This window comes from Bradyrhizobium ottawaense (genome assembly GCF_900099825.1).
In the GTDB taxonomy this organism is placed as follows: domain Bacteria; phylum Pseudomonadota; class Alphaproteobacteria; order Rhizobiales; family Xanthobacteraceae; genus Bradyrhizobium; species Bradyrhizobium ottawaense_A.
Map to the genome: position 1 here is coordinate 8,017,411 of NZ_LT629693.1, position 23,309 is coordinate 8,040,719.

Annotated in this window: 26 protein-coding genes, 1 pseudogene and 1 riboswitch; of the genes and pseudogenes, 13 read left to right on the plus strand and 14 right to left on the minus strand. The window is 63.9% G+C overall.

Annotated features, from left to right (window positions below; all coding sequences use genetic code 11):
* Positions 1 to 4: 4 nt before the first annotated feature.
* Together BLR13_RS37850 and BLR13_RS37855 are read right to left on the minus strand one after the other, a co-directional pair.
* Positions 5 to 1,021, minus strand: coding sequence for an amino acid ABC transporter substrate-binding protein (locus tag BLR13_RS37850; protein WP_074829446.1), 1,017 nt, complete (start codon positions 1,019 to 1,021; stop codon positions 5 to 7).
* Between the two features lie 379 nt (positions 1,022 to 1,400).
* A pseudogene (locus tag BLR13_RS37855) lies at positions 1,401 to 1,736 on the minus strand (4-hydroxythreonine-4-phosphate dehydrogenase PdxA); the annotation flags it as partial.
* A gap of 218 nt (positions 1,737 to 1,954) precedes the next feature.
* Positions 1,955 to 2,018, plus strand: a riboswitch (Fluoride riboswitch).
* 90 nt (positions 2,019 to 2,108) lie between these two features.
* Between BLR13_RS37855 and BLR13_RS37860 the strand changes: the two are divergent.
* From BLR13_RS37860 to BLR13_RS37890, 7 genes are all read left to right on the plus strand, one after another.
* Positions 2,109 to 2,447, plus strand: a complete 339-nt coding sequence (locus BLR13_RS37860; RefSeq protein WP_074829442.1) for a hypothetical protein — start codon at positions 2,109 to 2,111, stop codon at positions 2,445 to 2,447.
* Positions 2,448 to 2,464: 17 nt separating this feature from the next.
* Positions 2,465 to 2,671 (plus strand): hypothetical protein, encoded by a 207-nt coding sequence (locus BLR13_RS40865; protein ID WP_143039823.1) that lies wholly within the window; start codon positions 2,465 to 2,467, stop codon positions 2,669 to 2,671.
* A gap of 155 nt (positions 2,672 to 2,826) precedes the next feature.
* Entirely contained in the window at positions 2,827 to 3,198 is a 372-nt protein-coding gene (locus BLR13_RS37870) for a DUF190 domain-containing protein (protein WP_074829437.1), read from the plus strand.
* On the plus strand, positions 3,199 to 3,546 hold the full coding sequence (locus BLR13_RS37875; protein WP_074829434.1) for a hypothetical protein: 348 nt from the start codon (positions 3,199 to 3,201) through the stop codon (positions 3,544 to 3,546). It abuts the gene before it with no gap.
* A gap of 37 nt (positions 3,547 to 3,583) precedes the next feature.
* A complete protein-coding gene (gene crcB, locus BLR13_RS37880) occupies positions 3,584 to 3,976 on the plus strand; it encodes a fluoride efflux transporter CrcB (protein ID WP_074829432.1) in 393 nt (130 codons plus the stop codon).
* Positions 3,977 to 3,983: 7 nt separating this feature from the next.
* A complete protein-coding gene (gene crcB, locus BLR13_RS37885; RefSeq protein ID WP_074829429.1) occupies positions 3,984 to 4,394 on the plus strand; it encodes a fluoride efflux transporter CrcB in 411 nt (136 codons plus the stop codon).
* A gap of 29 nt (positions 4,395 to 4,423) precedes the next feature.
* Positions 4,424 to 4,714, plus strand: a complete 291-nt coding sequence (locus BLR13_RS37890; RefSeq protein ID WP_074829427.1) for a DUF190 domain-containing protein — start codon at positions 4,424 to 4,426, stop codon at positions 4,712 to 4,714.
* Here BLR13_RS37890 and BLR13_RS37895 read toward each other — a convergent pair.
* Genes BLR13_RS37895 through BLR13_RS37920 form a run of 6 tightly spaced genes read right to left on the minus strand, consistent with a single transcriptional unit; the run spans position 4,692 to position 10,876 of the window.
* Positions 4,692 to 5,723 carry a 4-hydroxythreonine-4-phosphate dehydrogenase PdxA gene (locus tag BLR13_RS37895; RefSeq protein ID WP_074829425.1) on the minus strand — a complete coding sequence of 344 codons (1,032 nt, stop codon included), beginning with the start codon at positions 5,721 to 5,723 and terminating at the stop codon, positions 4,692 to 4,694. The genes BLR13_RS37890 and BLR13_RS37895 overlap by 23 nt on opposite strands.
* Positions 5,720 to 7,246: a tripartite tricarboxylate transporter permease gene (locus tag BLR13_RS37900; RefSeq protein ID WP_074829422.1), complete on the minus strand. Its 1,527-nt coding sequence runs from the start codon at positions 7,244 to 7,246 to the stop codon at positions 5,720 to 5,722. The genes BLR13_RS37895 and BLR13_RS37900 overlap by 4 nt, the downstream gene beginning before the upstream one ends.
* 11 nt (positions 7,247 to 7,257) lie before the next feature.
* A complete protein-coding gene (locus BLR13_RS37905) occupies positions 7,258 to 7,740 on the minus strand; it encodes a tripartite tricarboxylate transporter TctB family protein (protein WP_074829420.1) in 483 nt (160 codons plus the stop codon).
* Between the two features lie 28 nt (positions 7,741 to 7,768).
* Positions 7,769 to 8,758 (minus strand): tripartite tricarboxylate transporter substrate binding protein, encoded by a 990-nt coding sequence (locus BLR13_RS37910; RefSeq protein WP_074829417.1) that lies wholly within the window; start codon positions 8,756 to 8,758, stop codon positions 7,769 to 7,771.
* A gap of 58 nt (positions 8,759 to 8,816) precedes the next feature.
* Complete coding sequence (locus BLR13_RS37915) at positions 8,817 to 10,067, minus strand: CaiB/BaiF CoA transferase family protein (RefSeq protein WP_074829414.1); 1,251 nt, start codon at positions 10,065 to 10,067, stop codon at positions 8,817 to 8,819.
* A gap of 8 nt (positions 10,068 to 10,075) precedes the next feature.
* Positions 10,076 to 10,876 (minus strand): enoyl-CoA hydratase/isomerase family protein, encoded by an 801-nt coding sequence (locus BLR13_RS37920; protein WP_074829408.1) that lies wholly within the window; start codon positions 10,874 to 10,876, stop codon positions 10,076 to 10,078.
* Between the two features lie 119 nt (positions 10,877 to 10,995).
* On the opposite strand from BLR13_RS37920, the gene BLR13_RS37925 reads away from it, so the two are divergent.
* From BLR13_RS37925 to BLR13_RS37945, 5 genes are all read left to right on the plus strand, one after another.
* The gene (locus BLR13_RS37925) at positions 10,996 to 11,661 is read left to right on the plus strand and encodes a GntR family transcriptional regulator (RefSeq protein WP_074832264.1); all 666 of its coding nucleotides are present in this window, start codon (positions 10,996 to 10,998) and stop codon (positions 11,659 to 11,661) included.
* Between the two features lie 279 nt (positions 11,662 to 11,940).
* Positions 11,941 to 12,735, plus strand: coding sequence for a Flp pilus assembly protein CpaB (gene cpaB / locus BLR13_RS37930; protein WP_074829406.1), 795 nt, complete (start codon positions 11,941 to 11,943; stop codon positions 12,733 to 12,735).
* A gap of 44 nt (positions 12,736 to 12,779) precedes the next feature.
* Complete coding sequence (locus BLR13_RS37935) at positions 12,780 to 14,258, plus strand: type II and III secretion system protein family protein (RefSeq protein WP_079588037.1); 1,479 nt, start codon at positions 12,780 to 12,782, stop codon at positions 14,256 to 14,258.
* A 39-nt stretch (positions 14,259 to 14,297) separates the two neighbouring features.
* Positions 14,298 to 15,035 (plus strand): CpaD family pilus assembly protein, encoded by a 738-nt coding sequence (locus BLR13_RS37940; RefSeq protein ID WP_074829404.1) that lies wholly within the window; start codon positions 14,298 to 14,300, stop codon positions 15,033 to 15,035.
* Positions 15,032 to 16,312, plus strand: a complete 1,281-nt coding sequence (locus BLR13_RS37945; protein WP_074829401.1) for an AAA family ATPase — start codon at positions 15,032 to 15,034, stop codon at positions 16,310 to 16,312. Before BLR13_RS37940 ends, BLR13_RS37945 begins: the two co-directional genes overlap by 4 nt.
* A gap of 12 nt (positions 16,313 to 16,324) precedes the next feature.
* On the opposite strand, the gene BLR13_RS37950 is transcribed toward BLR13_RS37945, so the two are convergent.
* On the minus strand, positions 16,325 to 17,149 hold the full coding sequence (locus BLR13_RS37950; RefSeq protein WP_074829399.1) for a tetratricopeptide repeat protein: 825 nt from the start codon (positions 17,147 to 17,149) through the stop codon (positions 16,325 to 16,327).
* A gap of 166 nt (positions 17,150 to 17,315) precedes the next feature.
* Positions 17,316 to 17,576, minus strand: a complete 261-nt coding sequence (locus BLR13_RS40870) for a PilZ domain-containing protein (protein WP_074829396.1) — start codon at positions 17,574 to 17,576, stop codon at positions 17,316 to 17,318.
* A 262-nt stretch (positions 17,577 to 17,838) separates the two neighbouring features.
* Here BLR13_RS40870 and BLR13_RS37955 point away from each other — a divergent pair, with 262 nt between their 5' ends.
* Positions 17,839 to 19,533 carry a Na/Pi cotransporter family protein gene (locus BLR13_RS37955; RefSeq protein ID WP_074829393.1) on the plus strand — a complete coding sequence of 565 codons (1,695 nt, stop codon included), beginning with the start codon at positions 17,839 to 17,841 and terminating at the stop codon, positions 19,531 to 19,533.
* Here the strand turns inward: BLR13_RS37955 and BLR13_RS37960 are convergent, their stop codons facing one another.
* The 4 genes from BLR13_RS37960 to BLR13_RS37975 form a co-directional block, all read right to left on the minus strand.
* Positions 19,534 to 19,872 (minus strand): lipid-A-disaccharide synthase N-terminal domain-containing protein, encoded by a 339-nt coding sequence (locus BLR13_RS37960; protein ID WP_074829390.1) that lies wholly within the window; start codon positions 19,870 to 19,872, stop codon positions 19,534 to 19,536.
* On the minus strand, positions 19,872 to 20,627 hold the full coding sequence (locus tag BLR13_RS37965) for a glycosyltransferase family 2 protein (protein WP_074829386.1): 756 nt from the start codon (positions 20,625 to 20,627) through the stop codon (positions 19,872 to 19,874). Before BLR13_RS37965 ends, BLR13_RS37960 begins: the two co-directional genes overlap by 1 nt.
* Before the next feature lie 77 nt (positions 20,628 to 20,704).
* Positions 20,705 to 21,553, minus strand: coding sequence for a phosphatase PAP2 family protein (locus BLR13_RS37970; protein ID WP_074829383.1), 849 nt, complete (start codon positions 21,551 to 21,553; stop codon positions 20,705 to 20,707).
* Position 21,554: 1 nt separating this feature from the next.
* A complete protein-coding gene (locus BLR13_RS37975) occupies positions 21,555 to 23,297 on the minus strand; it encodes an ArnT family glycosyltransferase (protein WP_074829381.1) in 1,743 nt (580 codons plus the stop codon).
* Between the last annotated feature and the right edge of the window lie 12 nt (positions 23,298 to 23,309).

The following is a 23,309-nucleotide window of genomic DNA, read 5'->3' on the forward strand; positions in this document are numbered from 1 at the left end:
GCGATCAGCGGATCGGCGGTGCGTACTGGATACCGCCCTTGTTCCAGAGCTGGTTCAGGCCGCGGGCGATGCCGAGCTTGGAACCGGCGCCGACGTTGCGATCGAAGGACTCGCCGTAGTTGCCGACCGCCTTCACGATCCGCGATACCCAGTCCTTGGTCAGGCCGAGCTGTTCGCCGAGATTACCGTCGGTGCCGAAGGCACGCTTGAGTTCGGGCTTGTCGGACTTGGCCATCTCGTCGACGTTCTTCTGGGTGACGCCGAGCTCTTCGGCGTCGACCATTGCAAACAGCGTCCATTTGACGATGTCGAACCACTGGTCGTCGCCGTGGCGGACCATCGGGCCGAGCGGCTCCTTGGAGATCACCTCGGGCAGCACGGCATGATCGGCGGGGTTGGCGAGCTTCAGGCGCTCGGCATAGAGCTGGGACACGTCGGAGGTGAAGACGTCACAGCGGCCGGATTCATAGGCCTTCACGGTTTCGTCGGCGGAGGCGAACGCGATCACCTCGTACTTCATGTTGTTGCCCTTGAAGTAGTCGGCGAGGTTCTGCTCGGTCGTGGTTCCCGTCTGCACGCACACCGAGGCGCTGTTTAGTTCCAGCGCCGAATTCACCTTCAGCGACTTCTTCACCAGAAAGCCCTGGCCGTCATAGTAGGTCACGCCGGTGAAGTTGGCGCCGAGCGAGGTGTCGCGCGACAGCGTCCAGGTGGTGTTGCGCGACAGCACGTCGATTTCGCCGGACTGCAGCGCGGTGAAGCGGTCCTTGGCCGACAGCGGCACGAACTTGATCTTGGTGGCGTCATTGAAAATGGCGGCCGCGACCGCGCGGCAGATATCGACATCGAGCCCGGTCCAGTTGCCCTTGTCGTCCGGCGACGAGAAGCCCGGCAGGCCCTGGCTGACGCCGCAGGACAACATGCCACGGTCCTTGACCGTCTTGAGGGTTTGCGCCGAAGCCGCCTGGGCCGAAAGGCCAGCAGCAACGGCAAGAGCAAGAACCAGGGATACGCGTTTCATGGGCAAGGCCTTTCAGAGAGACGTCCGGGAACATTTGTTTGGCAGCGCCTGCAGTTATTGGGCCAACCCGATGATCCCTCACGCAAATACGTCAATCCGACCAGCAGTTTGACGTGCAGTTCGGTCAGGTGATGGATCGAAGATCGCGGCAGGCCCCTCAACATGCGGCGACTGGTAGTTGTGATGCATCACAGAACGACTGGCGGGCCCGGTCAAGGGGTTGACGGCCATCTTTGCGGTCCTGTTGTTAACTTACCCGGCTCCAAGAGCGCGGTCCGGCCGGGTTTTCCGCAAACCGTGGCGGGCTGCGGCATAACGTCTTGATGGCGGCAAACGCTTGGGCGCGATCTCGGCTTTGCGGCGTTCAAGACCGCCGGGCTTACCCAATCCGGGCAGCACCCGCCATCTCGGCCGCCAGCAACAAGGCGGCGCGGCTGGCACCGATCGCGGCGATGCCCTGGCCCGCGATGTCATACGCCGTACCATGCGCGGGCGTGCAGATCGGAAACGGGAAACCACCCAGGATCGTCACGCCGCGATCGAATCCCATCAGCTTCATCGCGATCTGGCCCAGGTCGTGATACATCGTGAGCACCGCATCGAAGGCGCCGGCCTTGGCGCGAAGGAAAACCGTGTCGGCCGAAAACGACCCTTCCACGGCGATGCCTTCGGCCCGGCCGGCCTGCACCGCGGGCTCGATGATGTCGATTTCCTGATCGCAGCTTACGTTAGACGACCGATCACGCTGCTTGGAATGGTCATTTTTTCCTCCGGGATTCTCTCAGCGTTCCTGGTCAACGACACAATCTGCGGCGCTACGATCGCCCGCCAGCACCTCGATAACTCAACAATCCTGGCCGGCGTCACGGCTGTCCTGTCCGCCAACCTAGGACTAGACAGATTGACCCTTGTCGGCATCTGCAAGTAAGTTGAGCTATAGATGGGGATGGGGTCCCCCGATACCCGCCCGCCGTGGGCTGATGACTCCTGCTGGGTGGGACTGCCAAAGTCTCGTCGCGGCGGGAGCATGTTCGTAACCCGCCATTGGCGGGTTTTTCGTTGTCCTGAGACAAGGCAAGGACAACACATGACCGCAGCGACCAAGGCGAACAGTTCTCTGAGTGAAATTCCCAGCGGTATCTGGGCGCTCGGCTTTGCTTTGAACCTGATGGATTTTTCTTCCGGGATGATCGATGCCCTCCTTTCGGTCTATCTCGTGACGGTGCTGGGCACTTCGATGGTCAGGGCTGGCGTCATTAAAGGCGTCACCGAAGCAACCGCTTCCATTACCAAAATCTTCTCGGGCGCGCTCTGGGATGCTGCAGGTCCAAAAGGGACCTTCTTCGCAGGGGCTTGCTTCGCGCTCCTTGCTTTTGCGGGCCTCCTCGCTGCGCGTGGAAAAATTGGACTGACGATTGTTGAGTGATTGCGAAGGGCGATTCGATGAAGAGCATTGCTGCATTTCTACGTGACACGCTTTCCCTCATCGTCGGGGATATTTTTGCGGTTGGCGTTCTGCTTGTGGTTATTGTTGCGACAGTTCTTGCTTTCGGCGTTGGAGCGACATCCGACGTCGTCGGCGGAATTCTTATTCTCGGATTGATAACTTCTTTTGTTGAGAGCAATCTGCGAGCAAAAAATAGAGGATAGTTGAATGCGGATCGCGCTTTCGAGCGTACCGTCCCGTAAGGTTTCGATGGCGTTCAAACTGTATGCTGCCCTCGCAGCGGCTGGCGCTCGTGACGTAGCTCTTGTCGTCCAGGATCGGCCGCGCAGCTAAACTGCGAACGAAAGGAAATCGAAAGATGCAAATTCCTGAAAAAGCCGCTCTGCTGAGAATTTTCATTGGCGAGGATGACAAAGCCAACGGCAGACCGCTCTATGAGGCGATTGTCCTCAAGGCGCGCGAGCTTCATCTTGCAGGAGCCACGGTGCTGCGCGGGCCGCTTGGTTTCGGTCGGTCGAGCATGCTTCACACCGCGAAGATATTGCGCCTGTCGCAGGACCTGCCGGTGGTCGTGGAGATCGTCGACATCGAAGAGAAAATCAACGGCTTCCTTCCGATCCTTACCGAACTTACCAAAAGCTGCCTGATCACCTTGGAAAAGGTGACGGTCATTCGCTATGGCGAGGACGAATCGGGCGTTGCTCCCGAGCATGCCAGCACCTCATCCTGAATGATCGTGAGAAGAAACACAGCTTTTGGTGACGTGATCAAATCGGCTCTTTCAGGAAAGGCGGGCGACATGGCTGTGAACGCACGTTCCATTGAAGTTCCAAAGACCCACAAGCGGTGGGCAGACGTTTATTCGCTCATCTCGGTTGTGCTTGTTGTTGGGCTTGTGTCGGTGACGGCCTTGCTCGCAGACGCCGCAAATACTGATATGGCCACGCGGGTCGGAATGTTCGTCACCATGACAGCGGTCGTCATTGTCGTGAGCATCTGGCAAGCTGCGGGGCTCGCCGTGGCCCGCGTTCATAGGATCCTTCTTGAGCAACAAGACGAAATGGGGCTCGACCGTTGATGTCGTCTTTCCTGGACACTTATGGAAGTTCATTGTCATGACATTCGAATCCTGCGCCCTCGTGTTGCTCGGAGGCTTCTTCGGAGGAATCGCCCGCTTTTTTGTCTCAGGCTTTGTCGGACGCCGGATTGGTGAAACCTTTCCGTGGGGAACGTTGGTGGTGAACGTCTCCGGTGCCTTGGTCATTGGCGCTCTCGCCGGACTGGCTCGTTCGCGGGGCGGTGTATTTTCCGGGGAGATGTTTCGCGACCTCGCGTTCGTCGGCTTTCTCGGTGGCTATACGACGGTCTCCTCCTTCTGTCTTCAGACGCTCAACCTCGCACTCGACGGCCAAGGCCTGCCAGCCGCCATGAACGCCATCCTGTCGGCCGGGCTTTGCATCGCGGCGGTTGGAACCGGGTTCTCGGCCGCTACACGGCTTTTGGCGTGAGAGCGCGATGCGCGATGGAAAGAGGGCCGTTTTGAGAGTCTATCTGGCAGTCGGGTGCGGTGCTGCAGTCGGATCGATGTTGCGGTTTCTGTCCGGCATTTTGATCGTAACGGTCATGGGGCTCAGCGCCTTGTGGGCGACGGGATTCGTAAATGTGCTGGGTTCGTTTGTAATCGGGCTGTTCGCCGCGCTCACGGGTCCCGATGGCCGGCTGCTCGTCAGTCCGGCAGGTCGGCAGTTCGTCACGGGGGGCATTTGCGGAGGCTTCACCACTTTTTCAGCAATGAGCCTGGACACGTTTATACTCTTGCTTCAGGGCGATATCCCGCTTGCCGGTCTGTATCTTGTGCTCGTTGTTGCGCTTTCGCTGGTGGCCGCATGGATCGGCCACATGGTGGCGGCGCGTCTCAATGAGTGAGCGCTGTCGGTCATCGAAGGGGGGTAGTCATGCCGCTTCCGGAAGAATCGACCCTGCTGCGGATATTTATCGGGGAGGCTGATGAGATCCATGGTCGGCCGCTGTATGAAGCGATCGTCGCGAGGGCGCGCGTACTTCATATGGCAGGCGCCACGGTGCTGCGCGGGCCGCCTGGTTTGGGCCGATCCAGCATGCAGGATTTGCCAGTAGTGATAGAAATCGTCGATGCGGACGACAAGATCGGCGCGTTCATCTCCGAGGCGTCAGCGCTCGCCTCTACATCCATGGGTTCGCGCGCTAGCTTACGGCCGCCTTTTTGAGAGCCGCAGCACCCGCCATCTCCGCCGCCAGCAACACGGCGGCGCGGCTGGCACCGACCGAGGCGATGCCCTGCCCCGCGATGTCGTACGCCGTACCATGCGCGGGCGTGCAGATCGGAAACGGGAAGCCCCCCAGCATCGTCACGCCGCGATCGAATCCCATCAGCTTCATCGCGATCTGGCCCTGGTCGTGATACATCGTGAGCACCGCATCGAAGGCGCCGGCCTTGGCGCGCAGGAAAACCGTGTCGGCCGGAAACGGCCCTTCCACGGCGATGCCTTCGGCCCGACCGGCCTGAACCGCGGGCTCGATAATGTCGATTTCCTCGCGGCCGAAATTGCCGCCATCGCCGGCATGCGGGTTGAGCCCGGCCACCGCGATGCGCGGCTCGGTAAAACCGGCCCGCCGCATGCAGGCATCCGTCAGCGTGAGCGCGCGATGGATGCGTTCGACCGACAGCCGCGCGGCGACATCCCTGAGCGCGATGTGCGAAGTGACCCGCGCGTTCCACAGCTTGTCGAGCACGTTGAATTCGCTGGCCGGCGTTTTCAGCCCGGCAATCTCGGCGGAAAACGCGATCTCGTCGTCGTATTGCGAACGCGCCAGCCGCATCGCCTTCTTGTTGAACGGCGTAAAGCAGACCGCATCCGCCTGCCCGTCCCGCGCCAATGTGAGCGCGCGACGATAGTTTTCAAGTGCAAACGCGCCGCCGGCCTGGCTGGCGACGCCCCGTTCGATCGTAGCGGGATCGAGATGCGCCAGATCCATGAAGGCGGCATCGGCGATGGACCGCGGATCGACGGCAGCCGTTACGTTCGGCAGGTCCGGCCTGACGCCGGCGACCCGCGCGCCCGCGTCGAAAACCCGGCGGTCGCCGATCACGATGAGGCGCGCACAGGCGCGGACTTCGTCGAGGCAGGCGAGCTTTGCCGTCAGCTCCGGACTGATGCCGGCCGGGTCTCCCATCGCCAGCGCGATCAGCGGCCTATGAGGGCTGTGAACGTTCATATGATCCTCGCCTTCTCTTGCGCGGCTTCGCCGGGTCCTCGCCACAGCCGCACGATCTGCAAAGCGAGCGGAAGCAGCAACAGCGCCATTCCGGCCACGACGAGACTCGTCACCAGCCGGTTTTCAAAAAATATTCCGAGCGATCCCTTCGACATCAGCATGGACTGCCGAAAGGCGTCCTCGGCCTTGTCGCCGATCACGATCGCAAGCACCAACGGCGCCAGCGGGTAATGCAGCTTCTTGAAGAGATAGCCGACGATCCCGAACCCGAGCATCAGGACGACATCGAGATAGGAGTTCGAAACCGAATAGGCGCCAACCGCACAGATGATGACGATCAGCGGCGCGATCACCACGAAGGGTATCCGCATCAAGGCCGCGAATACCGGAACCGTGAGCAGCACAAGCACAACGGCGACGATGTTGCCGACATACATCGAGGCGATCAGCCCCCAGACGAAATCCTTCTGATCGACGAACAGCATCGGCCCGGGGTTCAAGCCCCAGATCATCAGTCCGCCCATCATCACGGCGGCCGTCGCCGAACCGGGAATGCCGAGTGACAGCATCGGCAGCAGCGCACTGGTGCCGGCCGCATGGTCGGCGGTTTCCGGCGCGATGATGCCTTCGACCTCGCCGGTACCGAAACGCTCGCCCCGGCGCGAAAAGCGCTTGGCGATGCCATAGCTCATGAAGGACGCGGCCGTCGGGCCGCCCGGCGTGATCCCCATCCAGCAGCCGATGGCGGCGCTCCGCAACAACGCCACGCCATGCTTCGGCAGTTGGCCCAGCGCCCGGAATACTTCCCGCCACTCGACCCGCGACGACACCGCGCGCGCCTGAAATTCCTCCTCGACCGCAATCAGGAGCTCGCCGATGCCGAACAGCCCCATGACGGCGACGACGAAGTTGACGCCTTTGACCAGTTCGTCGATCCCCATGGTAAGCCGCACGCTGCCCGACACCGTATCGATGCCGATGGCGGCGATGGCAAAGCCGATCGCCAGCGCCACCACGGTCTTGATCGGCGCCGACCCACCCATGCCGACGAAGCTGGCGAAGGCGAGGAAATAGACCGCGAAATATTCGGCCGGTCCGAACGCAAGCGCCACCTGAGCGACCCAGGAGGCGAGAAACGTAATCAGGATCACGCCGACCAGCGCGCCGAAGGCCGCCGAGCCAAACGCCGTGGCCAGCGCCGTCGTCGGCCGGCCGTCGCGCGCCATCGGATAACCGTCGAACGTCGTCGCGACCGACGACGGTTCGCCCGGGATGTTGAACAGGATCGAGGTCACCGAGCCGCCGAACAGCGCGCCCCAGTACATGCTCGACAGCAGGATGATCGCCGAGACCGGCTGCATGCCGAAGGTCAGCGGCAACAACAGCGACACGCCGTTCGGCGCGCCGAGCCCCGGCAGCACGCCGACGAGAATACCGAGCAGCACGCCGATCACCATCAGCGCCAGATGCGGCACGGTGACCGCGATGGTGAAACCGTGCAAAAGCAGTTCGAGATTTTCCATCGCTTGCCCGATCAGAAGCCGAACGCGGCGGCGAGCGCGCCGTGCGGCAGAGACACCTGGAACAGGCGTTCGAAGACGACGTAGAGCACGACCGGCGTCACCGCGGCGATGACGAGCGCATGAAGAACCGACTGCCGTTTCGGCAGCGCCAGCACGGCGAAAACATAGCCCGCCGACGCAAGATACATTCCGAGGATCGGAATGGCGGCGACGAAAATCGCAGCCGGGACGAACAGCCCGGCAAGGCGGCCGAGTTCGGATCGCGTCAGCGCCACCTTCACGCTTGCGAGCGTGCCGCGGCCGAGCGCGCCCTGTGCCAGATTGTAGAGGCTGCCGAGCACGACGATGGTCCCGGTCAGGAACGGAAACGTGCCGGCGTCGACGCCTGCGCTCGACCAGCCGATGCCGTTGTCGATGCTCGATACCACGACCGCGATACCGAAGATTCCGGTCAGGGCCGCCGTGGATACCTCAAGCGCGCGTCGCGATATCATCGTTGCTTCATCCCGTTGGCCCGTCGACTTACTTGACCAGCCAGCCCTGTTCGCCCGCGACCTGCTTTACGCGATCGAGATCCTGCTTGATGAAGGCATCGAAGGCATCGCCGGTCAGGAATGTATCAACCTGCGAGGTCTTCTCGATGTAATCCTTCCACTCCGGCGTCGCCTGCACCTTCTTCATCAGATCGGTATAGAATGCCGCCTGCTCCGCGCTGACCTTGCCGGGCAGCCACACGGTCCGCGGTTGCTCGTATTGGGTGATGGCGAGCCCCTGCTCGGCGCAGGTCGGTACGTCGCTCCAGCCCTCGGTCGCGGTGACCTTCGGTCCCGCCGGCAGCCGCTTCGGGCTGAAGGCGCACAGCGGACGCTGCGTGCTGCCGCGCCATTGTCCGACGCTCTCGGAGGGATTGTTGACGTGGGAATCGATGTGGCCGCCGGCCAGCTGCACCGCAGCCTCGGCGCCGCTCTTGAAGGGAATGTAGGTGAACTTGACGTGCGCCACCTTCTCGATCATTCGCGCGAGCACCTCATCGGTATCCTTGGACTGCGCGCCACCCATCTTGAATTCGGTCGCGGCTGCCGCCTTGAGGAAATCGCCCGCGGTCTTGTAGGGCGCGTCCTGCTTCACCCAGAGCAGGAACTCGTCCTGCGCCATCGCCGCGATCGGCGTCAGATCGGTGTAGTTGAAGGCGACCTTGGAGACGAGCGGCTGCTGCCAAGCGTTCGAGGTGCCGAAGATCACCTTGTAGGGATCGCCGGCGGAAGCCTTGCCGTAGACATACCCTTCCGCCCCGCTGCCGCCGCCCTTGTTGACGACGACGACCGGCTGGTCGGTCAGCTTGTACTTGGTGACAATGCTCTGGACGGCACGCGCCAGATTGTCGGTGCCGCCGCCCGGCCCCGCGGTTGCGACGAACTCGATCGGCTTCTGCGGCTGCCAAGCGGCGTGAGCCGGGGCCGCGCCTGCGAGCATGATCGCCGCCGCCGACAGCATGAGCTTTGACGTATTCATCGTTTCCTCCCGGGTCGTTATTTTTGTTGTCGCTTGCAGTTGATATGTTCGATTGCCGTCAGGCAACCTGCTCCTTGCGGGTGGCAGAAGCTGTGACGATGGCGCCGTCACGCTCGAACGCGTCGATCTCCGACGGATCGAAGCCATATTCGCGCAGCACCTCGCGGGTGTGTTCGCCGTAGACCGGAGCACCCGTGCGCACCTTGCCCGGCGTCGCCGAAAATTTAACCGGAAGCCCGATCGTCTTCACCGACCCGACCGTCGAGTGCTCGACCTCGACCACCATCTCGCGCGCCAGGGTCTGCGGATCGTTCAGCGCTTCCAGCATGTCATGCACGGGGCCACAGGGCACCCCCTTGTCGTCGAGCGCGGTCAGCCAATGCGCGCGGCTTTGTTTGCGGAATCGCGCGCTCAACTCGGCTTCGAGCTCCTTCAGGTTGGCCATCCGGTCCGAGCCGTTCACGAAGCGCGGATCGGCTGCAAGTTCCGAAGCACCGAGCGCTTCCAGCATCAACAGCCAATGCTTCTTGTTGGCGCCGCCGACCACCAGCCATCCATCGGAGGCCTCGAAGGCCTGGTACGGCGCATTCAGCGGATGCGCCGAGCCCATGGCGCGCGGCGCCACGTTGGTGGCGAGCGCAATCGTCGACTGCCAGTAGGTCTGGACCAGCGCCGCCTCATACAGCGAGGTTTCCACCCACTGCCCTTCACCGGTCTTGAGCCGGTGCGAATAGGCCGCGAGGATTCCCATGCTGGCCAGCAGGCCGGCGGTGATGTCCGACAGCGGCGGGCCGCATTTGACCGGCGGACCATCCGGCCGTTCGCCGGTGAAACTCATGATCCCGCTCATGGCCTGCGCGACCAGGTCGAAGCCGCGGCGATGCTTGTAGGGGCCGGTGCGGCCGAAGCCCGACAGCGAACAATAGATCAGCGTCGGAAAATCCCGGTGCAGTTCCTCGTAACCGAAGCCGAGCCGCTCCATCGCGCCCGGCGCAAAGTTCTCGACCAGAACGTCGGCGCCCGCGATCAGCCGCCGCAGCACCTGCTTGCCGCCCGCGGTCTTCAGATCGAGCACGATGCCGCGCTTGTTGCGGTTCATCATCAGGAAGGAAGCCGCCTCGTCGCCGATTTTCGGCGGCACCGAATGCCGCGTGTCGTCGCCGTTCGGCGATTTCTCGATCTTGATGACGTCGGCGCCCATGTCGGCCAGCATCAGGGTGCAGGTCGGGCCTGCCATGACATGGGTGAGATCGACCACCTTCAGACCGGCGAGCGGCCCCGAGCGTGGCGTCTTGTTGTTCAGCGGCATGAGGGCTCCTATTCGCCACGCCAATGCGGCGCGCGCTTGCTGAGAAACGCATCGAGCCCTTCGCGAAAGTCCTGGCTCTGGTAGCACATCAGGATGAGGTCCTCGCCCTCGTCGCGGGTCAGCCGCTTCTGCAGCCTCGCCAACGCCTGCTTGGTCGCGCTCAGCGTCAGCGGCGCATTGCCGGCGACCAGCCGCGCCACCTCATCGGCGCGCTTGTCGAGCGCGGCGAGGTCATCGACGATTTCGGTCAGGAGGCCGACGGACGCGGCCTCCTCGGCTTCGACCAGGCGCGCGGTATAGATCAGGTCCTTGACCCGGGCCGGACCGATCAGCGCCGTGATGCGGCTGATGTTCGACATCGACAGGCAATTGCCCAGCGTGCGCGCGATTGGAAAGCCGATCCGCGTGGTCCGGGTCCCGATCCGCAGATCGCAGCTCGCGGCAATGCCGGCGCCGCCGCCGGTGCAGGCGCCCGTGATCGCGGCAATGGTCGGCACCCGGCATCGCTCAAGCGTGCCGAGCACGCGATCGATGCGGTTCTCATAGTCGAGCGCGTCCTGCGGCGTCTTGAAGGCGCGGAACTGGTTGATGTCGGTCCCGGCGGCGAATGCCTTGTCGCCGGCGCCCCGCAACAGCAGCACCTTGATGCTGCGGTCGGTATTGGCGCGCTCGCAGATCTCGGCCAACCGCTCGTACATCGCGAAGGTGAAGGCGTTCCTCGCCTGCGGGCGATTAAATATGATCCGGCCGATGCCGTCCTCAAGCGTGAAGAGGAGGTCCTCTTCCTGCGCCGCCACGTCCTGATCCATGTTTCCGCACCCTGTTTTCGTGATTTCTACCAATCTGAATGCAAAAATACGATTTATCAAGCTAGAACTGACAGAAATCCGGTGATATAGCCATTTTTGCATTCAATTAGGGGTTGACGATGCTTCATGAGGAGGTCGTAGGCCGCGTCCGCGCAATGCTGCTGGATGGCGATATCCCGCCGGGCGCGCGGATTCCCGAGCGCGACCTCTGCGAGAAGCTGGAGATTTCGCGGACGCCGCTGCGCGAAGCACTCAAGGTGCTGGCCGCCGAAGGCCTGGTGCAGTTGCTGCCGAACCGCGGCTCGCGCGCCGCCAGGCTCACCGACAAGGACATGCGCGACTTGTTCGAGGTCTGTCAGGGCCTGGAAGCGCTGGCCGGTGAGCTGGCCTGCGAGCGCATCACCGACGCCGGGGTTGCCGACGTCGCCGCCGCGCATCGCGCGATGGCGCGGTACTACGAGGACGGCGACCTGCTGCAATATTACCGCTGCAACCGCCATATCCACGAGGCGATCATCGCCGCGGCCGGCAACCCCGTGCTGTCCGGACTTTATGACTCCGTGACCGCCCGCATTCGCCGCGCCCGCTATGTCACGCCGATGACGCCGCAACGCTGGGCGCTTGCCCTGCAGGAGCACGAGGCAATCCTCAACGCGTTGCAGCGCCGCGACGGCGTCGGACTGTCGCATATCCTGCGCGCGCATCTGCGCCACAAGCGCGAGGAGGTCCTGCAGGCCGGGTTCGCGGAGACCGAGTCTCACGTGGAAGGTCGCGCCTCCCTATAACGACAGGCCTGATCCGCCGGCATCGGAAGCGGCGACGAAAGCCGGCGCCTTCCGCCATCGGCGCGACCGGCGCTCGAAGCCGGTGATCCCCCGCGTCCGGGATTTTTGCGGGGCTCGCGCGATAACCACCCGTTCACCATGCCGACGAATCCCGGCGGCGTTTCGCGCAAATAATTCACCCCTCAAGTTCCCTTATACCTTTGCTGCCTAGTCATCCCTGTGGGGATGGCTGTCATCACCGTGCAGTTGGGGCATTCCGGCGTAAGAGTATCGAAGCGTATGAACATCGCACGTATCGTTGTCCTGACTATCGCGCTCAGCGCCGGTGGCGTTGCAGCCTATCTCGCCCGCGGAACCGACACCACGTCGGCCCCGGTCGAGCCGGTCGCGCAGTTGCCGACGAACGAAATTCTGGTCGCGAAAACCGACCTCGGGCTCGGCCAGCAGGTCAAGCCGGAGGATCTGCAATGGCAGATCTGGCCGGCGTCGAGCACCAGCGGCAATCTCATCACTCGCGCCGGCAGGGCCGAGGCGATCAAGGACATCGCCGGCTCGATCGTGCGCGCGCCCTTCATCGCCGGCGAGCCGATCCGCGAGCAGAAGCTGGTCAAGGCCAACGGCTCGGGCTTCATGGCGGCGATCCTGCCGAGCGGCATGCGGGGCATCTCGACCGAGATCTCGCCGGAGACCGGCGCCGGCGGATTCATCCTGCCCAACGACCGCGTCGACGTCCTGCTTTCCAAGCGCGAAAAGAACCCGGACAACAAATTGCCGGACCTCGTCAGTTCGGAAATCATCCTGACCAATATCCGTGTCCTCGCCATCGACCAGGCGCCGAAGGAAAAAGAGGGCAGCAACTCGCTGGTCGGCAAGACCGCCACGCTCGAGCTGAAGCCCGAGCAGGCCGAGACGCTCGGACGGGCGCGCCAGAGCGGCACGATCCAGCTCGCGCTGCGCAGCATCACCGACGTCAACGCGGTCGACAACGGGTCTCAGGACCTGGCTCTCAGACGAGACCAGAGCGTCAACGTGGTTCGCTACGGCGTCGCCAACCAATCGACGGCACAGAAGTGACCGAAAGGACGCGCGACATGAAGTTTGGGGAAAAGCAGTCAGTGATGCGCAACGTGAAAAGCCGTGCCGGCCGGGCCGTGCTGTTATCGGCTGTCGCCGCGCTGGCGCTGGGTCAGGCCGCGCGGGTTATCGCCGCGGAGCCCGACAAGGAACTCGCCAGGCAGCTCTCCAGGGAGCCCGAGACCACGTCCGCCATCGGTGGATCGGTGCGGACCAAGTTTCTGGCACTCGGCGTCGGCAAATCCGTCGTCATCGACCTGCCGCGTGACGTCAAGGACGTGCTGGTTGCCGATCCGAAGATCGCCAACGCCGTCGTGCGCTCCGCCCAGCGCGCCTATATTATCGGCGCTGCGGTCGGCCAGACCAACGTCGTGTTCTTCGATGCCGATGGTCAGCAGGTCGCCTCCTACGACATCGCTATCAAGCGCGATCTCAATGGCGTGCGCTCCGCGCTCAAGCAGACGTTCTCGGGAGTCCAGATCGAAGGCGTCGGCGACGGCGTCATCCTGACCGGCTCGGTGGCGAGTCCGGTCGAAGCCCAGCAGGCAGGCGATGTCGCGGCGCGACTGGTCGGCGGCGCCGACAAGGTTGTCAACTCCATCACCGTTCGCGGCCGCGACCAGGTGATGCTCAAGGTCACCGTCGCGGAAGTGCGGCGCGACATCATCAAGCAGTTGGGCGTCGATCTCAGCGCCAGCATGAATTACGGCACCGCGGCTGTGAATTTCAACAATTCCAACCCGTTCACCGCAAACAGTGCACCGCTCGTCTCCGGCAACGGCCTGACCGCGGCAGCCCTGACCAAAGCTGGTCTGCCGTCGGTCACCGCGACCCTGCGCGCGATGGAGAGCGCGGGCGTGGTGCGGACGCTGGCGGAGCCAAATCTGACGGCCATCTCAGGCGAGTCCGCGACATTTATTTCAGGCGGCGAATTTCCAATTCCGACCGGTGTAACCTGCCAAACGACGACGTCGGGCGCTATCGGACAATGCGTCCAGACGGTCAGTTTCAAGAAGTTCGGCATCTCGCTCAACTTCACGCCGGTGGTGCTGAGTGAGGGACGGATCAGCCTGCGGGTGATGACCGAGGTGTCGGAAGTCTCGACCGAAAACGCTTTGACCGGCGGAACCGGTGGAACGACGATTCCCTCGATCAAGACCCGCCGCGCGGAAACCACGCTGGAAATCGCGTCCGGCGGCTCGATCGCGATGGCCGGCCTGATTTCGGAGCAAACCAAGCAGGCCGTCAACGGAATGCCCGGTGTGGACCAGATACCGATTCTTGGGGGACTTTTCAGGAGCCAGGACTTCGTCAATCACGAGACCGAGTTGATGGTTATCGTGACGCCCTATGTGGTTCGCGCCGTGGCGCAGAAGGAGCTGTCGCGTCCGGATGACGGGTTTGCGCCGGCGTCGGATTCTCAATCGGCGCTGCTCGCCCGCATCAACCGCATCTACGGCCTTGCCGTCCGCGCCGACGCGATCGGGACCACCCAGGGCAATTTCGGCTTCATCATTGACTGAGACGGCAGCACGCCACCGATCCGGGACGGGGACAGAACGATGACCATCCAAACACCGCATCGCCTTCAGAGCTGGCGCCTGCTCGGCGCCCTGCTCGGCCTGTCATGCGCCCTGGGCGCGTGCAACCAGACCACGGAGATCGTGACCGCGAGCGTTCCCGGCAACGATTACAAGCTGCGTCACCCGATCGCGGTGACCGAGGCCAACCAATCGATCGTCGTCTTCGTCGGCCACGCGCGCGGCGGCCTCTCCGGTCCGCAGCGTGTCGACATCGCCGGCCTGGCGCAGAGCTGGGTTCGCGAGGGCACCGGCGCCATTGTCGCCGACGTGCCGGCCGATCCGGTCTATGGACGCGCGGCCGCGGCGTCCTACCGTGAAATCCGTTCGATCCTGATGGCGCGCGGCGTGCCGTCCAACGCCATCACAGAGCGTCCGTACCAGGCGGAATATGCCGGTACGCTTCCTACCATCAAGCTGAGCTACCCGAGGATCAAGGCGGTCGCCGGCCCCTGCGGCCTGTGGCCGGAAGACCTCGGACCGAACATCGACGACGCCGGCTACAACGAGAATCGGCCCTACCACAATTTCGGCTGCGCCACCCAGCGCAACCTCGCCGCCATGGTCGACAATCCGGCGGACCTCGAGCAGCCGCGTCCGGAAGCCCCGGCCTATACACCGCGACGCAATGTCGCCTTTGAAAAATACCGCAAGGGCATCACGACCACGACCGTCTATCCCGAAGTCGAACAAGCCAAACTCAGCGATACAGGCAAATGATCAAGCGCGACCATCAAGATTCGGACGAACACATGGACGTCACGCCGCCGCGCAACGACGAGTATATCTCGCCGGCGCCGCGCGTCTCGGTACAGGCCTATTGCGCCAGCGTCGCGGTCGCCACCACGATGCGCGCGGCGAGCGAAGATCGCCGGCTCGGCAAGGCCCACCTTTCGGTTCATATGGGCGGCGTCGCCGCCGCCATCGAAGCCTATCAGAAGGCGCCGACGCCGAACGTGATCGTACTCGAAACCGAAGTCGAGCATGACATCCTCGAAGGCCTCGACGAACTCGCGGCCGTCTGCGATGCCGGAACCCGCGTCGTCGTGATCGGCAGCGCCAGCGATGTCGCGCCCTACCGCGAACTGGTGCGGCGCGGCGTCAGCGACTACGTGGTCGGACCGGTCCAGCCGCTCGACGTCGTCCGCGCCATCTGCGGCCTCTACGCCTCGTCCGAGGAAGTCGCCGTCGGCCGCGTCATCGCCGTGGTCGGCGCCAAGGGCGGCGTCGGCGCCTCCACCGTCGCCCATAACGTCGCCTGGGCGATCGCGCGCGACCTCGCGATCGATTCCGTGGTGATCGATCTCGATCTCGCTTTCGGAACCGCCGGCCTCGATTTCAACCAGGATCCGGTGCAGGGCATTGCCAACGCGATCTCTCAGCAGGAACGGCCCGATACCGCCCTGATGGAACGCCTGCTCGCCAAGTGCACCGACCGGCTCAGCCTTTTGGCCGCGCCGGCGACGCTCGATCAGGTCTACGATTTCGGCGCCGACGCGTTCGACGCGATCTTCGACACGCTGCGAATGACGACGCCCTGCATCATACTCGACGTGCCGCATCAGTGGTCGGCATGGACCAAGCGCGCGCTGATCGGCGCCGACGACATCCTGGTCGTGGCCGAGCCCGATCTCGCCAACATGCGCAACGCCAAGAACATGCTGAACGTGCTGAAGGCGGCGCGGCCCAATGACCGGCCGCCGCTGTATTGTCTCAATCAGGTCGGCATGCACAAGCGCCCGGAAATCGCCGTGCGCGAATTCGCCAAGGCGATCGAGAGCCAGCCGATCGCCGCCATTCCGTTCGATTCAAAGATGTTCGGGACCGCCGCCAATAACGGCCAGATGATCGCGCAAGTTTCCGCTACGCATAAGACCACCACGATGTTCCTGCAGATGGCGCAGCGCATGACCGGTCACGCCGTGACCAAAAAGGCCTCGCTCCTGACGCCGATCCTCAAGAAGTTGCAGGCTGCGACAGCTCGCAAGCGGGCATAACCTGCCCGCGCCCTAGTTGGCGCGGCCGGCCCCGGCGATCGGCATCTTCTCCGCTTCCGCGCGGCCTTCCTTGCGCGCCAACAGCCGCTTCAGTTGCGTGACATTCGCCGCCGCTTCATCCGGCGGCAGGTCTGCCCGCACGATCTTTTCAGCTTCGGCGAGATGGCCCTGCAGGCCCACGGTGAGCGCCAGATTGGCGCGTACGCGCTGATCGGCCGGCGCACGATCATAAGCGCGCCGCATCACCTCCTCGGCCTTCGCCAGGTCTTTCGAAAGCACGTAGGACAGTCCGAGGTTGGACAGCACCGACGGCTCATCGGGCACGATCTTCAGGGCACTGGCGTAATACTGCCGCGCCTCATCAAACCGGCCGAGCTGATCCAGCGTCGCGCCCTGAGCCGACAGGATTCGCCAGTCCGGATCTTCGGGACTGTGGGCGCGGCCGAGCACTTCGAAAGCCTGCTGGAAGTTGCCGTTGTCCGCCAGCGCGCGTCCATAGCCCGCAAGCAGCGCCTTGTTGCCGGAATGGGAGATTGTCGCCTGTTCGAGCACCGCCACCGCCTGGGCGCGCTGTCCCGACGCGCGCAGTGCCTTACCGTATTGCAGCGCCGCCTCGGCGTCCTTGGGGTTGGCTTTGAAGCGCGCCTGAGCGAGTTCGACGTCACGCCGTGGATCGGCGGAGCGCTTGGTGTCAGCCTTCTCGCCGAGCGACCCGGTGACGTCCGAAATGTCACCTGCGGTCTGGCAGCTGCAAAGCGCCACCGTCAGGATGATGGCGGTAGCCGTCCCCGCAAGAAGTCGTGCGACGCGGGGGGACTGGATCGATTTCTGGAACATGTACTGGACTCGCGGTCGGCGACTGTCCAAACACGCTCACAGCTTAACCCTAAATTCAGGTTAAGTTCCCAGGATTTGGGTAACGGATGACCTCCGGGGGCCGATGGCCCCCGGCACCTAGGAATTTGCCTTGCCGGCCCCGGCCTTATCGGCGAGGCAATCCGGCCTAATCGACGAACTGAGCGCCCAGCTCGAAGCCGATCCGCCATGCGAGCTTGCACACGCGCGGCCGGCCTTCCGAAAATATCACGGTGAACTCGGTCGGAATTTCCGGATATTCGGCGATGATCTTCACGCCGCCATCCGAGATGTCCGAGATCATGCAATCCCGCGGCAGTCCGCCCGTCGCGAACTGGATCTTGGCAAAACTCCTACACGCACGACGATCGCTCTTGCGGCGATTGGCTGCTGTTGCTGCTGCAAACATTTGAATCCCTGGCCCTGCTCGATTGATGCGCCCGATAGAGTCTCTGGTGTACAGAAGAAGTCTTGGAATTAAGCTAGCGAGAAAGCTCGCAATGTAACGGTTATCTTTCAACTCCGTTTACCGACGGCGGCGCCGTGCGCCGTGAAAAGCGCCCATTGTCGCGCCGCCGCACGCGCAATTTTCGGCAAATTAAAGGGTTGATCCGCCCTCGATTGGCGGTAGCCTGACCCCTCGACTCGAATTGCCGGGAAAGCAAACGAGCATGGGGACCATGGTTCTTCTCGACCTGATGGGCGGCGTGGCGCTGCTGTTGTGGGGCCTGCACATGGTCCACAGCGGCATTCTGCGCGCGTTCGGGCCTGACCTGCGCCTGCTGCTGGCCAAGGCGTTGAGCAACCGCTTCACCGCCTTTGCCGCCGGCCTCGGCCTGACCGCGCTGCTGCAGAGCAGCACCGCCACCGCTCTGATCACGAGTTCGTTCACGTCGGAGGGACTGGTCAGCCTGGTGCCGGCGCTCGCCATCATGCTCGGCGCCAATGTCGGCACCACGCTGATCGTGCAGGTCCTGTCGTTCAACATCGCCGCCGTCGCTCCGGTGCTGTTCATCATCGGCCTAGTCGCGTTCCGCAGCGGTCCGCGCTCGCGCATCAAGGATATCGGCCGGGTCTCGATCGGCCTCGGCCTGATGCTGCTGGCGCTGCACATCCTGCTCGACACGCTGGCCCCGGCCGAGAATGCGCCCGGCGTGCGCGTATTCATGAGCGCCATCACCGGCGATCCCATGCTCTGCATCATCTTCGGCGCGGTCGTGACCTGGGTGGTGCATTCTTCCGTCGCCAGCGTGCTGCTGGTGATGTCGCTGGCCTATGCGCATTTCATCTCGGCCCCGGCAGCGCTGGCGCTGGTGCTCGGCGCCAATCTCGGCAGCGCGATCAACCCGATCTTCGAAGGCGCCCGCCGCGACAACCCGGCGAGCTACCGGCTGCCGCTCGGCAACCTCGTCAACCGGCTGGCCGGCGTCGCGCTGGTGGCGCCGTTCCTCAATCCGATCTCGGAGTTGCTGGGCTCCTGGCAGCCGGATCTGGCCAAGGCGACCGCGCTGTTCCACATCGCCTTCAACGTTGCGACCGCCGTCATCTTCATCGGCCTGCTCGATGGTATGGCGCGGCTTCTGAAGAAGCTGCTGCCCACCCGGGTCCAGGAGGCCGACCCGTCGCGCCCGCGCTATCTCGACGACAGCGCGCTCGAGACCCCCTCGCTCGCGCTGGCGGACGCCGCGCGCGAGGTACTGCACATGGGCGATCACGTCGAAATCATGCTGCGCAAGGTGATGGCGGCGATGATGACCAACGACCGCGCGCTGGTCGACCAGGTCTCGCAGATGGACAACAGCGTCGACAGCCTCGACGAGGCGATCAAGCTCTATGTCACCAAACTGACCCGCGGCAGCCTCGACGAGCGCGAAGGACAGCGGGCGATGGAAATCGTCTCCTTTGCCATCAACCTCGAACATATCGGCGATATCATCGACAAGAACCTGAGCGAGCTCGCGACCAAGAAGATCAAGCGCCGCTTCCAGTTCTCGGCCGAAGGCGCCGAGGAGCTTTCGGCTTTCCACAAACGCACGACGGATTCGCTGCGGATCGCATTCGGTGTCTTCATGTCCGGCGACCTCAACGAGGCGCGCAAGCTGCTGACCGAGAAAGCCGCGCTGCGCAACGCCGAGCTTGCCGCCACCGAGCGGCACCTGGATCGTTTACGTGAGGGTCGGCCCGAGACCATCGAGACCACGTCGCTGCATCTGGACGTGTTGCGCGACCTGCGGCGGATTCACTCGCACATCTGCTCGGTCGCCTATCCCGTGCTGGATGCCGCCGGCGAGCTTGCCGCCTATCGCTCGACCGAAGCCGACGTGGCCGCGCTGTCAGCGCCGGCGCCGGCGCCCGGGCGCGGTTGATCAGCGATCGAGCGTCTTCGAGGCTTGGCCGCGGTTCTTCACGATCAGCATGATGTTGCGGATGTAGATCACGGTCGCCATCGCCTGGCCGAGGATGATGACCGGTTCGCGCTTGGCGATGCCGTAGACCAGCGTCATCAGCCCGCCGCCCATCGAGAAGAACCAGAACGCCATCGGCACCACGCTCTGTCCGGCGCGCTCGCTGGAAATCCACTGCACCAGGAACCGCGCGGTAAACAGCAGTTGCGCGATCAGGCCGAACGCCAGCCAGAAATCGAACTTGGCGACGAACACGTCGTAGAGGTAATCGCCGAGCGCCTGGCCGTATTGAATCAGCATCAGTGAACCTCAGTGGCTGCGGGCGTCGGCTTCTTGCGGCGGATCAGCCACCACACGCCGGCGAGATCCATGATCCCGATCCACAGCCGGTCGAAGAAGCCGTAATTGGAAACGCCGGAATGGCGCGGGCGGTCGATTACGTCGACATAGGCGATGTCGAAGCCCTCGCGGCGGACCAGCGCCGGCAGGAAGCGATGCAGCCCGTCGAAATAGGGCATCGACAGGAACACGTCGCGCGGAAACGCCTTCAGCCCGCAGCCGGTGTCACGGGTGCCGTCTTTCAGGATCGCGTTGCGCACGCCGTTGGCGATCTTCGATTGCATGCGCTTGAAACCGGTATCCTTGCGCCCGACGCGCTGGCCGGCCGCGAGGCCGACCCGGCCGACACCGCGTTCCACCGCGGAAATCAGATCCGGCAGGAAGGCCGGATTGTTCTGTCCGTCGCCGTCGAGGGTTGCCACGATCGCGCCACGCGCCGCCCGCACGCCGCTGCGCACCGCGGCCGACTGGCCGGACGAATTGGCGTGCTTGAGTTGGCGGATTTGCCCGTGCTGCGCCATCAACGCGGCGAGGCGTTCCGCGGTCGCATCCGTCGAGCCGTCATTGACGTAGATGATTTCGTAAGCCCAGCGGCCATCGAGCGCGCCGATGATCTCCGCGATCAGCGGCGCGACATTGTCCGCTTCGTTGCGCACGGGCACAACGATGGAAACGGCGACCGGTTCTCTGTCGGAGGAAGGCAAATCGGCACTCATTGCAGGGTTGGATTGAAAGAGCATAAGGGCTGGAACAAGGCCGGAACCGGCTCGATCCGACGCTCGGGCGACCGCTTTTATGGGGCGAAAGCGCCCCTCGCAACCCTTTTGAGGCGTCCGGACGAGGGTCCCACCAGGGGCACAATCGTGCCATCACGGTGGATCGCAAATCCCAGCCGCCGGGCCGCGAACCAGTAACGCACGCACAGCACACAGATGACGCTGACCAGCGCGCCGGCGACCACGTCGCTTGGATGATGGGCCAGCAACACCAGGCGCGTCGCCATGATGATGACGGCATAGACGATCATCACCCCCCTGGCCCTCGGCCACACCGCAGCCACGGCAAAGGCCAGCGCAGTGGCGGTGATGGAATGTCCGGAGGGGAAGCTCGAATAGGCCGGGGTTCCGGCAAAGTGCGAGAAGTTGAAGACATTGGCCTCGGCGCCGCCGACAAACGGCCGGCCGCGGCCGACGACCCATTTCATCACTTCGCCGACCAGAATGGAGAACAGCACCGCAACGAACAGGAATTGCAGGCGCGTGCCCAGACCCAGCAGCAGCGATCGCTGGATGCCGCGCATCGCCGGTGCTGCGACCGCAATCAAGATCAGCAATGCGCCCAGCGCCCCCAACACAACCTCGTCCTTGCCGAAGTCGGTGAGGATGCGGACCCACCACAGCGCCGGCGCGCCACGCGTCGGCATCTGGGCGATCTCCCAGGCATCGAGCGCGTACATCAGGACGATGATTGCAAGACCGATGCCGCCTGCGAGCAGAAGGATATGGCGCGCCGCCCGGCGCGCCGCCTCGGCACGCCGCGAATGCGACGGCTCACGCACCAGTTGGGCCAGCGACAGCCAGGCCAGCGTCACCAGTCGCGACACATAATTTTGGGATTCGGTGATGCCTGCGGGCGCGGACATCCTATTCCGTGCCTTCCGAGCGGAAGATCGCGATCGAAACCGCCCTGCCCTGCGAGATGTTATAGCCGTCGATCCGGTTGGCCACGTTGTAGCGCAGCCCGATGGCTTCGGCGCGCTGGACGAAGCCGCGTTCCGAACGCGCTTCCACCAGGGCAAAACGGCAGGTGCCTTGTCCGAGGAAATCCGCAGCGCCCGATCCGTCGGTCAGCAGCGTGTCGGTGCCGGTCATGAACACGAGGCTTGGCTCGTGGAAGCCCGCGGCCGCGGCTTTCGGCCCGACGCAGACGACGTTGCGCAGGGCGCGCGCGATCTCGGCGCTCGGAAACACCGTCGTCAGCGACGGCAGCACGATGCCGTAGATTCCGATCGACAGAAACATCGCTGCAAGCACGCCGTTCAGCAGCGAGCGCTCGGCACGGCTGTCCTCGAACATCCACCAGGCGATCAGGCCGAAGATCATGGCCGCCGCCAGGATCGGCCAGGCCGGAAACACCGGCTGATGCGTCAGCTTGATCGCACCGACGATGGCGATGACCGAGGCGAGTGCCGGGACCGCAAACCACCAGGCCGCGCCGCGCACCAGCCAGGAGCGCGACAGCACGCGGCGTTCCAGCGCGCCGACCGTGAGGATCGCGATCGCCGGATAGAGCGGCAGCACGTAATGCGGCAGCTTGGTCAGCACCAGTTCGAACACGATCCAGGACGGGATCAGCCAGGCCAGCAGATATTGCGCGCCGGGCTCGCGCCGCGCCCGCCACACCGCCGGCGCCGCCATTCCCGCCAGCGCCGCACCGGGCCAGAACGTGACCCAGAACAGCACAAAATAAAGGCCGGGCGGCGCGCCATGGGATTCCTGCGCGGCCAGCTTGCTCAGCATGTCGCCGCCGATCGAATTGGCGAAGAACGCATCGCCGGCGCGCCAGAAGATCGCGACGAACCACGGCAGCACCAGCACCAGCATCCACATCAGTCCCCAGACCGGACGCATGCGCCACAGCCAGGCCGCCGAGCGGTCGAGGATCGCCAAAGTCAGGATCGTCAAGCCGACGAACATCAGGATCAGCGGCCCCTTGAGCAGAATGCCGCCGGCCAGCGCCGTCCAGAAGATCGCCGGCGACGTCCACGACGGATGCACCGGATCCTCGCCGCGCTGCCAGGACAGGTACACCCGCGCCATCGCGCCCATCGTAGCGACCACGGTCAGCAGCAGCATCGCGTCGGTCTTGGCGAGCCGCGCCTCGGCGCCGAGCAGGACGCAACTCGCCATCATCAGCCCGGCCAGCGCGGCTCCCCGCCGCGTCACGAAGGCCAGCGCCGTCCAGTAGGTCAAAAGGACCGCGCCGATGGCGCCAATCAGGGACGGAATGCGGTAGATCCAGATGCGCAGTTGGGCCCGCGGCAGGCCGAGCGCCGAGGCGGTTTCAACGGCGGCGGACTGCAGCCAGTAGATGCCGACCGGCTTCTTGTAACGGACGTCGTCCTGGAAGCGGATATCGACGAAATCGCCGGTTTCGACCATCTGCTTGGTGGCCTGGGCGAACCGGGCCTCGTCGCGGTCGATCGCCGGAATGTTGAAGAAACCGGGCAGGAAAATCACCAACCCGCACAGCAGCAGAAGCACGATGACGCGGAAGTGGTTAGCCGTCGCAAAGTCGAACGCCGTGACCAGCCAGCGGCTGGAATTCGCTGGTTTCACAGGCTGTTGGCCTGCTCCAAAACGCCGGACTTGCGTGGTTTCAACCATCTAGTTCGCATA